At 66.2% G+C, this 11120-nt stretch carries 12 protein-coding genes; 8 read left to right on the top strand and 4 right to left on the bottom strand.

All coding sequences use genetic code 11. The features are described from left to right. Positions 1-366: phosphoribosyl-AMP cyclohydrolase (gene hisI, locus Q7T84_RS14630; RefSeq protein WP_304810228.1), on the bottom strand; the 366-nt coding region annotated here is incomplete at its 3' end. 47 nt (positions 367-413) lie between these two features. Between hisI and Q7T84_RS14625 the strand changes: the two genes are divergently transcribed. After that, positions 414-1322: a DUF817 domain-containing protein gene (locus Q7T84_RS14625; RefSeq protein ID WP_304810226.1), complete on the top strand. Its 909-nt coding sequence runs from the start codon at positions 414-416 to the stop codon at positions 1320-1322. Here Q7T84_RS14625 and folE read toward each other — a convergent pair. Then, positions 1319-1951 carry a GTP cyclohydrolase I FolE gene (folE, locus tag Q7T84_RS14620; RefSeq protein ID WP_304810224.1) on the bottom strand — a complete coding sequence of 211 codons (633 nt, stop codon included), beginning with the start codon at positions 1949-1951 and terminating at the stop codon, positions 1319-1321. The genes Q7T84_RS14625 and folE overlap by 4 nt on opposite strands. A gap of 210 nt (positions 1952-2161) precedes the next feature. Between folE and cysS the strand changes: the two genes are divergently transcribed. The 6 genes from cysS to Q7T84_RS14590 are packed head-to-tail and all read left to right on the top strand — an operon-like array spanning position 2162 to position 7850. Beyond that, complete coding sequence (gene cysS, locus Q7T84_RS14615) at positions 2162-3601, top strand: cysteine--tRNA ligase (RefSeq protein WP_304810222.1); 1440 nt, start codon at positions 2162-2164, stop codon at positions 3599-3601. Beyond that, on the top strand, positions 3601-4155 hold the full coding sequence (locus tag Q7T84_RS14610; protein WP_304810219.1) for an SRPBCC domain-containing protein: 555 nt from the start codon (positions 3601-3603) through the stop codon (positions 4153-4155). The genes cysS and Q7T84_RS14610 overlap by 1 nt, the downstream gene beginning before the upstream one ends. Beyond that, positions 4152-4601 (top strand): iron-sulfur cluster assembly scaffold protein, encoded by a 450-nt coding sequence (locus Q7T84_RS14605; RefSeq protein ID WP_304810218.1) that lies wholly within the window; start codon positions 4152-4154, stop codon positions 4599-4601. The genes Q7T84_RS14610 and Q7T84_RS14605 overlap by 4 nt, the downstream gene beginning before the upstream one ends. Positions 4602-4657: 56 nt before the next feature. Next, positions 4658-4933 (top strand): membrane protein insertion efficiency factor YidD, encoded by a 276-nt coding sequence (gene yidD, locus Q7T84_RS14600; RefSeq protein WP_304810216.1) that lies wholly within the window; start codon positions 4658-4660, stop codon positions 4931-4933. Next, entirely contained in the window at positions 4930-6915 is a 1986-nt protein-coding gene (gene thrS, locus Q7T84_RS14595; protein WP_304810214.1) for a threonine--tRNA ligase, read from the top strand. Before yidD ends, thrS begins: the two co-directional genes overlap by 4 nt. Then, positions 6912-7850, top strand: coding sequence for a glycosyltransferase family 2 protein (locus Q7T84_RS14590; protein ID WP_304810212.1), 939 nt, complete (start codon positions 6912-6914; stop codon positions 7848-7850). The genes thrS and Q7T84_RS14590 overlap by 4 nt, the downstream gene beginning before the upstream one ends. Here Q7T84_RS14590 and Q7T84_RS14585 read toward each other — a convergent pair whose 3' ends face one another. Both Q7T84_RS14585 and Q7T84_RS14580 read right to left on the bottom strand, forming a co-directional pair. Continuing rightward, on the bottom strand, positions 7851-8750 hold the full coding sequence (locus Q7T84_RS14585; RefSeq protein ID WP_304810210.1) for a hydroxymethylglutaryl-CoA lyase: 900 nt from the start codon (positions 8748-8750) through the stop codon (positions 7851-7853). It abuts the gene before it with no gap. After that, positions 8747-10420: a glycosyltransferase family 39 protein gene (locus Q7T84_RS14580; RefSeq protein ID WP_304810207.1), complete on the bottom strand. Its 1674-nt coding sequence runs from the start codon at positions 10418-10420 to the stop codon at positions 8747-8749. The genes Q7T84_RS14585 and Q7T84_RS14580 overlap by 4 nt, the downstream gene beginning before the upstream one ends. A 49-nt stretch (positions 10421-10469) precedes the next feature. On the opposite strand from Q7T84_RS14580, the gene Q7T84_RS14575 reads away from it, so the two are divergent. After that, positions 10470-11120: glycosyltransferase family 2 protein (locus Q7T84_RS14575; protein ID WP_370653666.1), on the top strand; the 651-nt coding region annotated here is incomplete at its 3' end.

Here is an 11120-nt window from a genome sequence, read left to right as displayed (position 1 = left end):
CACCCGGTAGAAGCACGAGCGGAAGCCGACGTGGCAGGCGCCGCCGTCGCCCTGCGGCAGCACCTTCACCAGGATGCAGTCCTGATCGCAGTCGACGCGCATCTCGACGATCTTCTGGATTTGGCCGCTGGTCGCGCCCTTGTGCCAGATCTCATTGCGGGAGCGGCTGAAGTATACGACTTCGCCCAGTTCGAGAGTCCGGGCGAGCGCCTCGGCGTTCATGTAGCCCAACATCAGCACCTCCCCGTTCTCGGCGTGGGTGGTGATGACCGGCATCAAGCCGTTCGCATCGAACCGGGGGGACAGGACCTCGCCGCGCTCTAGCGCGTCCTTGGTCGGGGCGGTGGGAAAGCTCGCTTGCGTCATAATGCGCATATGGCGCGTCGACGGGGGCTCGCGCTAGCCTCCGCGCCATGAGTTTGAAGGACAAGATCAAGAACCAGGTGGCGCGGTTCGACGCCTTCGCCCGGCCATGGGCCGAGCGCGGGCGTTGGCGTGGCTATGCCTACGAGTTCCTGCTGTTCGGTCTGAAACAGGCCTGGGCCTGCCTGTTCGGTGGCGCGATGCTGGCGCTGCTGATCCTCACCCACTTCTTCTGGCCGGCCGATCCGGTGATCGCGCGCTACGACTTCCTGGTGCTGGCGGCGGTTCTGATCCAGGGGCTGCTGCTGGCGACCAAGCTGGAGCGGATGGAGGAGGCGCTGGTCATCCTGATCTTCCACGTGGTCGGCACCGCCATGGAGATCTTCAAGACCGCGCATGGTTCCTGGGCCTATCCAGAGGACAACATCCTGCGGATCGGCGGCGTGCCGCTGTTCTCGGGGTTCATGTACGCCTGCGTCGGCTCCTACATGGCCCGCGCGATCCGGCTTTTCGAGATCAGGTTCGAGAACTATCCGCCGCTCTGGGGGCCGTGGGTGTTGGCGGTGCTGGCCTATCTCAACTTCTTCACCCACCACTATCTGCCAGATATCCGCTGGGGGCTCTACGCCCTGTCGGTGGTGCTGTTCGGCCGGGCCTGGTTCCAGTTCACGCCGGACCGGACGGTGCGCCGGATGCCGATGCTGCTCGGCTTCCTACTGGTCGCCCTGTTCATCTGGATCGCCGAGAACGTCGGCACCTTCACCGCCGCCTGGGTCTATCCGAGCCAGAAGAACGGCTGGAGCCTGGTGCCCATGGCCAAGCTGGGGTCTTGGTATCTGCTGATGATGCTGAGCTTCGTCCTGGTGACCCTGGTCCACCGGCCCGAGCGGGCGCCCGGCGGTCGCAGCCGGTCTGCTGTCAGGCCCTCCGAAGAGGGCCTGACGCGACAGGTCGATTAGCGCTTGTTCACGAAGTCCAGGAACCGCTGACGCAGGGTCGCGTCGGTCTTGAACACGCCGGTGAACTGCGTGGTGATGGTGGTGACGTGGCGGTGGTGGACGCCGCGGGTGGTCATGCACTGGTGCGCGGCGTCGATCAGGACGGCCACGCCGGCCGGGCGCAGGCTGTCGGTGATGGCGTCGGCGATCTGCTGGGTCATCGTCTCCTGGGTCTGGAGGCGGCGGGCGTAGATCTCGACGACCTTGGCCAGCTTGGAGATGCCGACGACGCGGTTGGTCGGCATGTAGGCGACGTAGGCCTTGCCCAGGAACGGCGCCATGTGGTGTTCGCAGTGGCTCTCCACCTCGATCTCGCGCAGCATGACGATGTCGTCATAGCCCTGCACGTCTTCGAAGGTGCGCGAGAGTTCCTTGGCCGGATCGAGCTTGTAGCCCTCGAACCACTCGCCATAGGCGTCGACAACGCGCTTGGGGGTGTCGATCACGCCTTCGCGGCGGGGATCGTCGCCGGCCCACGCGATCAGCGTGCGCACAGCTTCCATAGCCTCTTCGCGCGATGGGCGCTTCACGGCTTCAAGATCAAGACCGGGCGTGCCGATCAGGGTTCGGTCGCGACTCGGAGCGTCCATGATTGAGCGGTTCTTTCCGGGGCCTGAGTTGCGCCGGGACGAGGGTCCCGGAAATGACGCGTGCCACCCCTTGGTCTGGTCGAGCTGATCCACGGACGGAACCGTGGCCTCCAAGCCAGACCGAATGTATATGGGGCCAACACCTTTGACGGCAACCGTTACCCAGCGTCAGTTTTCTATAAGCATGGCGCAGTTTTCATAAAGAACCCGATGGCCCTGACCCTTTACGACACCATGGCGCGCGAGAAGCGCCCCTTCGTTCCCACCGATCCGGCGCGGGTGACGATGTATGTCTGCGGGCCGACGGTCTACAACTACGCTCATATCGGCAACGCCAGGCCGGTGGTGGTTTTCGACGTGCTGTTCCGCGTTCTGCGGCACATTTACGGTGAAAAATCAGTGATCTACGCGGCCAACGTCACCGACGTGGACGACAAGATCAACGCCAAGGCCGTGGCCGAGGGCGTGCCGATCGACACGATCACCGACCGCTATCTCTCGATCTACAACGCCGACATGGCCACGCTCGGCGCGCTGGCTCCGACCCATCAGCCGCGCGCCACCCAGACCATGGATGCGATCATCGCGATGATCGGCCGTCTGGTGAGCAATAACGCCGCCTATGCCGCCGAAGGCCACGTCCTGTTCAATACCCAGGCCTATGCCGACTATGGCAAACTGTCGCGCCAGCCGATGGACGACATGATCGCCGGCGCCCGCGTCGATGTCGCGCCCTATAAGCAACACCCCGCCGACTTCGTGCTCTGGAAGCCTTCCAAAGAGGGCGAGCCGGTCTGGGACAGCCCTTGGGGCGCCGGCCGGCCGGGCTGGCACATCGAGTGCTCGGCGATGATCGAGCAGAGCCTGGGCCTGCCGATCGACATCCATGGCGGCGGCATCGACCTGCTGTTCCCGCACCATGAGAATGAGATGGCCCAGGGCCTGTGCGCCGGCCACGACCACAGCGTCGGCTACGCCAAGTACTGGATGCACAACGGCTTCCTGAACATGGGCGCCGAGAAGATGTCCAAGAGCGTCGGCAACGTCGCCCTGGTCCACGAGCTGATCGCCCAGGCGCCGGGCGAGGCTCTGCGCTGGGCCCTGCTGGTCGGTCACTATCGCGCGCCCCTGGAATGGACCGGCGAACTGATCGACCAGTCGCGCAAGGCGCTGGACCGGATCTATGGGGCCCTGCAGGACGCCAACCGCTTCCTCGCCTCGCATGGCGGTGTTCCGGAGGCCTCGGCTGACGATTGGCGCACCACCCGTCCCGCAGACCGCTTCATGGCGGCGTTGGAAGACGACCTGAACACCCCTGCCGCCTTCGCGGCCCTGTTCGAGCTGTCGGACCAAGTCCGTCTGGCGATCCGCAAGCAGTCGGAAGCTGAGGTCCTGCACGGCCGTCAGCTGCTGCTGGATTCCGCCAATCTGCTGGGCTTCCTGACGGCTGACCCGGAAGAATGGTTCCAGGGCGGGGTGGATGAGAACCTGCGCGAGAAGGTCGACAGCCTCATCGCCCAGCGGGTCGAAGCGCGCGCTTCCAAGGATTGGGCCGCCGCCGACCGCATCCGTGACGAGCTGACCGCGTTGAATGTCGAAGTGATGGATGGTCCGACGGGAGCGACCTGGCGGATCAAGGACGCTGTGTGATGCTGGGCGGCAAGAACTCCAAAACCAACATGTTCACCCCGAACAAGGGGTTCACGTTCAAGACGCCGGCGCCTGCGGGGCCCAGTGGCCTGCGCATCGAGCACCGCGTCGGCATCCAGGCGCCGGCGGACGTGATCTGGGACATCCTCTACGACGTCGAGCATTGGGCGGAGTGGAACCCGCTCTATGTTCAGGCGGCGGGCCAGATTCGCATCGGTAACCAGCTCGACCTGACGATGGTGATCGGCGACGAGCCGCCGACCGTGATCCATCCGGTCATCCTGGAGTGGGTGCCCAATGACCAGATTCATTGGCGCCTGAAGATGATGGGCGGCCTGATCTCCACCACGCGTTTCCTGGAGATCGAGGTGCTGGATGAGGCGGCCTGCATCTTCTCGAATGGCGAGATATTCGGCGGGCTGATGGGTCCTTCGGTCGGCAAGCGAATGGGCCGCAAGATCTATCGCGGCTTCGAGGCGATGGACGCGGCGCTGAAGGAACGCGCCGAGGCCGTGTGGCATGCGCAGGGCGGCAAGCCTACATCTGACTCATGATCGACGACCTCTACTCGGCGAAACTCCTGAAGCTGGCGGCCAACATGCCGCGCGCCGGCCGGTTGCCTGCGCCGGACGCCAGCTCCGAGAAAATCGCCAAGCTCTGCGGGAGCCGCGTGACGGTCGACGTGGTCGTCGAGGGCGACCGGGTCGCCGACTTCGCCCAGGATGTTAAGGCTTGCGCCCTTGGCCAGGCTTCGGCGTCAGTACTGGGCGAGCATGTGCTGGGCGCTAGCCTGGCGGAGATCGAGATGGCCCGAGATCAGTTCCGTGCTATGTTGAAGCAAGGCGCAGACGCGCCTGTTGGACGTTTCGCGGATCTCTCGATGTTGGCCCCGGTGAAAGACTATCCCGCCCGCCACGCCTCCACGCTGCTTGCGTTCGAGGCCGCGGCGGAGGCTGTTCGCCGCGCCGTGGAACGAACTAGCCCCGCCGGCGCGGCTTGATCCTCAAGACCGCGAGGCGTAATCGCAGCGATTGAATCGCACGCCTGCGAGCCGGCATGAACCTTTATGAAACCTGCGTCCGCGGCGCACTTCGCGCCTACAAGCTGACGCTTTCGCCCCTGATCGGGCGCCAATGCCGGTTTCTTCCGAGTTGCTCGGAATACGCCGCGGAGGCCCTGATCCTGCATGGCGCCTGGCGCGGCTCCTGGCTCGCGACCCGGCGGTTGTGCCGCTGTAATCCCTGGGGAGGCGCGGGCTACGACCCGGTCCCCCAACCGCGCGACAAGACCCCGGATGGGTCGGCCTCGCGGACATGGACATGTGAATCATGATCGATCTGATTTTTCCCGACGGCTCTCAGCGCCAGTTCGAAGACGGCGCCACGGGCCGTGACGTCGCCGCCTCCATCGCCAAATCGCTGGAGAAACGCGCCGTGCTCATCAAGCTCGATGGGCGACTCTACGACCTCGACCGCGCGCTGCCGAGCGGCGGCCAGTTCGAGATCCTGACGCGCGACAGCCCCGAGGCGCTCGACACCATCCGCCACGACGCCAGCCACATCATGGCCGAGGCGGTGCAGGAACTGTTCCCCGGCACGCAGGTCACGATCGGCCCGGCCATCGAGGACGGGTTCTATTACGACTTCGCCCGCGAGACGCCTTTCAGCCTGGATGATCTGGCCAAGATCGAACAGCGCATGAAGGAGATCGTCGACCGCGACGAGAAGATCGTGCGCGAAGTCTGGGACCGCGCCGAGGCCATCGCCCACTTCAAGTCTATCGGCGAGGCCTACAAGGCCGAGATCATCTCCGACCTGCCCGAGGGCGAGACGATCACGGTCTATCGCCAGGGCCAGTGGAAAGACCTGTGCCTGGGGCCGCACCTGCCCTCGACGAAGGCGGTCGGCAAGGCGTTCAAACTGATGAAGCTGGCCGGCGCCTATTGGCGCGGCGACCATCGCAACGCTCAGCTCCAGCGCATCTATGGTACGGCGTGGGCCAGCGAGGCCGACCTCGAAGCCCATCTGACGCGGTTGGAAGAGGCCGAGAAGCGCGACCACCGCAAGATCGGCCGGGCCATGGACCTCTTCCACCTGCAGGAAGAAGCCAAGGGCATGATCTTCTGGCACCCCAAGGGTTGGACGCTCTACCGCACGGTGGAATCCTACATGCGGCGCCGCCTGGAGATTGACGGTTACGTCGAGGTCAAGGCACCCCAGATCATGGACCGGGGTCTATGGGAGAAGTCCGGGCACTGGGAAAAGTTCGGTGCGAACATGTTCACGTGCGAGACGGCGGAAGGCGAACAGCTGGCCGTCAAGCCGATGAACTGCCCGGGCCACGTGCAGATCTTCAACTTCGGTCAAAAATCCTATCGCGACCTGCCGCTGCGCATGGCCGAGTTCGGCGCCTGCCACCGCTTCGAGCCGTCGGGCGCGCTGCACGGCATCATGCGCCTGCGCGCCTTCACGCAGGACGACGCCCACATCTTCTGCCGCGAGGACCAGATCGAGGAAGAGACGACGAAGTTCGTTCGTCTGCTGAACTCGGTCTATGCCGACTTCGGCCTGGAGCTCCACAGCGTGAAGCTGGCCCTGCGGCCCGATCTGCGGGCCGGCACGGACGAGGTCTGGGATATCGCCGAGGACAAGCTCGACCGCGCCGCCCGCCAGGCGGTGAACATGGAGGTCGAGCGCCTGCCGGGCGAAGGGGCGTTCTATGGCCCGAAGCTCGAGTTCCACCTGTCCGACGCCATCGGGCGGACGTGGCAGTGCGGTACGCTGCAGCTTGATTTCGTGATGCCCGAGCGCCTCGACGCCGAATACGTGTCCGAGGACGGTTCCAAGCAGCGTCCGGTGATGTTGCACCGCGCGATCTGCGGCTCGATGGAGCGTTTCATCGGCGTTGTGATCGAAAATTATGCTGGCGCGTTTCCGCTTTGGCTGGCCCCCACGCAGGTGGTGGTCGCCACAATTACGTCAGATGCGGATGATTATGCCTTGGCGGTGGCTCAAGAATTGAGCGCCGCTGGTCTCCGGGTTGAAACGGATCTGCGGAACGAGAAGATCAACTATAAGATTCGGGAACACAGCCTCGCCAAGACGCCGGTTATCGCCGTGGTTGGTCGACGTGAAGCTGAAGAGGGCAAGGTCGCTTTGAGGCGTCTGGGATCCGATGGACAGCAGATTCTGTCGCTCGCAGAAGCCGCCAAGGCACTTGCCTTAGAGGCGAGTCCGCCGGATGTTATACGCCAAGCTGTGCTTCGGGGTGCGTCGCCCCTGCAAGGCGAGGTCGGGGTAAGGGAGGCTGGATGAACGGCATCGCCGCACCGATCGTTGCTTACGAAACCGCGCCGACGCAGGATTTCTTGAAGCCCCGCCGCAAGGTCTCCGTGGTCATGGTCGTCTACATGACCGGGGAGGCTCTCCAGCAGAGTGTCGAATGCGTGCTCGCCGATCCGCTGGTCGATGAGTTGGTCGTCGTGGACAACGGTTCGACCCAGTCGGAGGCGGCCCGCCTGAAGCGGCTCGCCGACGGCGATCGTCGGGTGCGGGTGATCGCGGGGCAGGGCAATGTCGGGTTCGCGCGCGGCGCTAATCTCGGCGCCCGCGCCGCCTGCGGCGAGGTGCTGGTCTTTCTCAATCCCGACGCCTTCCTGCAAACCGATTGCATCGCCGAACTGGCGCGGGCCATCGAAGGCCGTCCTGTGCCCTGCCTGGTCGGCGGCCGAGTGCTGAATTCCGACCGCACCGAACAGCGCGGCGCGCGGCGGGGCGACATTACGCCTGTCAGCGCCCTGCTCAGCCTCAGCCGCCTGGCCGGCGCCATCCCCGCCCTGCGCCGCTACGAGGTGCATTGGGAGAGCGAGGCGGCCCCGGAAGAGGTGATCGCCGTCCCGACCATTTCGGGCGCGTGCTTCTGCATGCGCCGCGAGGACTTCGACGCAGTCCAAGGCTTCGACGAAGGCTATTTCCTGCATGTGGAGGACGTGGACCTGTGCTGGCGCGTGCGCCAGAGCGGCGGCGACGTCCTGTTCCAGCCCAAGGCCGAAGTGATCCACCTCGGTCACACCAGCCACGCCAGCCCGCTGCGCGTGGAGTTTCACAAGGGCGTCGGCCTGGCGCGCTATTTCCGCAAGCGGGCCAAAACCGGCGGCGAGAGCCTAGTCGCCTGGTTGATCTCGCCGCTGATCGTCTGCACCGCCATCGCCCGCCCGGTGATGTGGCGTATCCGCGGACGGGCGGCCTAGCTACTGCGGGAACACGCCGGCCCGGCTGACGGATGCGGCGATGGGCTTGTTCAAAACCCCCGACATCCACTTCGCCGTCTCGATCAGGGCGCCGAGGTCGTAGCCCGTATCGAACCCGGCGCGCTCGAGCATGTAGACTAGATCTTCCGTGCCGATATTGCCCGTGGCCTCCGGCGCGAACGGGCAGCCGCCGAGGCCCCCGCAACTGGCGTCCAGGATATTCACCCCGGCCTCGACCCCGGCGAAGGCGTTGGCCAGGCCCGTGTTGCGGGTGTCGTGGAAATGCAGACGCAGCGGGATATCGCCGATCACCGCGCGGACGGCCTCGACCCGGCTGCGGACGGTCCAGGGGTCGGCGACGCCGATGGTGTCGGCCAGCGCGATCTCGGCGACCTTGGCGTTGGCGGCTTCACGGGCCAGCGAGACGACGCGATCTTGCGGCACCTCGCCGTCGAACGGGCAGCCGAAGGCGACCGAGAAGGTCACCGAGATCGGCGGCCCGCCATCGGCGGCGCGACGCTCAGTGATCCCGTGCATGGCGGCGATCTGCTCGTCCACCGAGGCGCCCTGGTTACGGATGCCGAAGCCGTCGGAGGCGCAGACCACCACATTGGCCTCGTCGCAGCCGCTCGCCACGGCGCGTTCCCAGCCGCGCATGTTCAGCACCAGGCCGATGCGCGAGAGCTTTGTGTCCGGCGACAGGTCGGCCATCACCTCCTCGGCGCCGGCCATCTGCGGCACGCGCTTGGGATTGACGAAGGACACCACCTCCATCCGGCGCGCGCCGGCGGCGTCGAGACGGCGGATGAAGTCCAGCTTCTGGCCGACGTCCAGGACGGTCTTTTCATTCTGCAGCCCGTCGCGCGGACCGACTTCGACGATTTCGATGAAACGGCTCATTGTCCCTCAGATGGGATCGGGGCGTAGACACGTAAAGTCGTGTCGTCGCCGTTGGAGTAGTTGAGGCCCTCGACCTTGCCGATCTCGCGGGCCTTGACGTTGCGGGCCTTCAGGGCCGCTTCGAATTGGGCTTGCTCGCGGCTTTCGACCACGGCGGGGCGCTGGTCGGCCAGGGCCTCGATGGCCTGATCGACTCCGCCAAGATCGGTGGGCGTGCCCAGTTCGAAGACCAGGCTCGGTTCGGCGTATCCGGCCACGGCCACCGGCGCGGGCGTGATGCCTTGGCGCGGCAACAGTCGTTGCTCGGTCAAGATGTCGGCGGTGCGCTTGGAGACCAGCAGCGGCTCCAGCCGGGGGATGAACACCGCGGCGAAGGCGCCATGGCCAAGGATGCTCAAGGCGGCGGCCGCGACTAGCGCCTTGGTCGGTTCACGTCGCCAGAGCAGCCAAGCGCCGACCAGGCCCGCCGCCGCCAACAGCAGGGCGGTGAGGATGGCGGCCGGCAGGTCGCTGGGATCGCCGTACTCGCTGAACAGATAGAAGACCGCCGCGGCCAGCACCGTGCCGACCAGGGCCGACAGCCCGACGCCCAGCCAGCGGGCGACAGGCCCAACCTCGCCGCGCGTGGCGGCCACGGCCATCAGCCAGGCCAGAGCGCCGTAGGTCGGCAGGGTGTAGTGAACCAGCTTGGTCGGGGTCGCCTCGAAGACCAGGAAGGCGGGGATCAGCCAGCAGAGCGCGAAGCGCACGCCAGGCTCGCGCCGCCCCCGCCAGCCAAGCGCCAGGGCGGCGGGCAACAGCAGCGAACCGGGGAAGATCAGCAGCGGCAGCAGCAGGGTGTGATAGCCGGGCGGCGCCCCGTGGCTTTCCTGGCCGCCGACCAGCTTGGGGGCGAAATCGGCGCCGAACGCCGTCGTCCAGAAGCCGCCGTCCGTGGCCACGGTCACCGCCGTCGCCCAGGGGCCGACCACCGCCGCGGTCAGGATGAGGCCCCAGATCCAGCCCATGCTCTTGAGCCAGTCGGCCTTGCGGTCCCAGACGCATAGGCTCAGCGCGGTCAGGACGACGACCATCAGGCCGACCGGTCCCTTCACCAGCATCGAGACCGAAAGTCCCAGCCAGAATAGCAGCCGGGTCAGGCGTCCCGCCGGCGGTCCGTCCCGCGAAGCCGCATAGATCCGCCCCATCGCCGCCAGGGCCAGGGTCGTGGTCCCGGCCAGCACCGCGTCGGTCTTGGCGATGAAAGCTTCGGTGGAGAGCAGGAAGGTGGCGCCGAGCAGCCCGCCAGCCAGCAGCCCTGCGCGGTTTCCGAAGAAGGCGGCCGCGCCCCAGGCGCAGGCCGCCGCCGCCAGCATGGCGCCCAGCAGGGACGGCAGACGATAGGCCCAGATCTCGCGGTCCTCTGGGGAGGAGAAGGCCGCGACGCTGCCCGCCTGCAGCCAGTGAATGCCGACCGGCTTTTTAAAGCGCGGCTGGTCCTGGAAACGGATGACGACGAAGTCGCCGCTCTCCAGCATTTGGGCGGTCGCCTGGGCGAACCGGCTCTCGTCGCGGTCCAGCGGCGGCATGGCGAACACGCCCGGCAGGCCTGCCAGGAATGCGATCAGGGCCGCGAACGCCGGCGCGCGCCACCCCCGACTGAAGCGGTCGATATAGGCCTCGAGATTCATGTCCGAGTTGATAGCACCCGCGCGCCGAATTTTCCGCTATGGAGGGAATATGGCTCAATCAACGCCCGACATTTCCGTGGTCGTCCCCGTCTTCGACGAGGAAGGCGCGGCGCCAGACCTTGCCCGCGAGATCGCCGCCGCCTTTGCTGGGCGCGATTTCGAGATCGTCTTCGTGGACGACCGCAGCCGGGACAACACGCGCGCGGCGCTCAGCGCCTTGAAGGCTGAGATTCCGCAACTGCGGGTGCTGAGCCACGCCAAGAACTCGGGACAGAGCCGTTCGATTCGCACCGGCGTCCTGGCCGCCCGCGGCGATGTGATCGTGACCCTGGACGGCGACGGCCAGAACGATCCCGCCGATGGGCCGGGTCTGGTGGACGCGCTGGTCGCCGGACCGCCGGGCCTCGTGCTGGTCGGCGGCGAGCGGGTGAAACGTCAGGACAGCGCCGCCAAGAAGTTCGCCTCGAAGTTCGGTAACGGCGTGCGCAAGCGCCTGCTGAAGGACACGGCCAACGACACCGGATGCGGCCTCAAGGCCTTCCGCCGCGAGGCCTTCCTGCGGCTCCCCTATTTCGACCACATCCACCGATACCTGCCGGCCTTGATGCTGCGTGAAGGCTATCAGGTGGACTTCCGGCCGGTGAACCAGCGTCATCGCCAGACCGGCCAATCGAAATACACCAATCTCGGCCGGCTCTGG

The sequence above is a fragment of the Phenylobacterium sp. genome (assembly GCF_030654915.1).
Classification (GTDB): Bacteria; Pseudomonadota; Alphaproteobacteria; order Caulobacterales; family Caulobacteraceae; genus Phenylobacterium.
The sequence above is the reverse complement of the archived record's forward strand: the minus strand, read 5'-3'. Positions and strand labels throughout refer to the sequence as shown.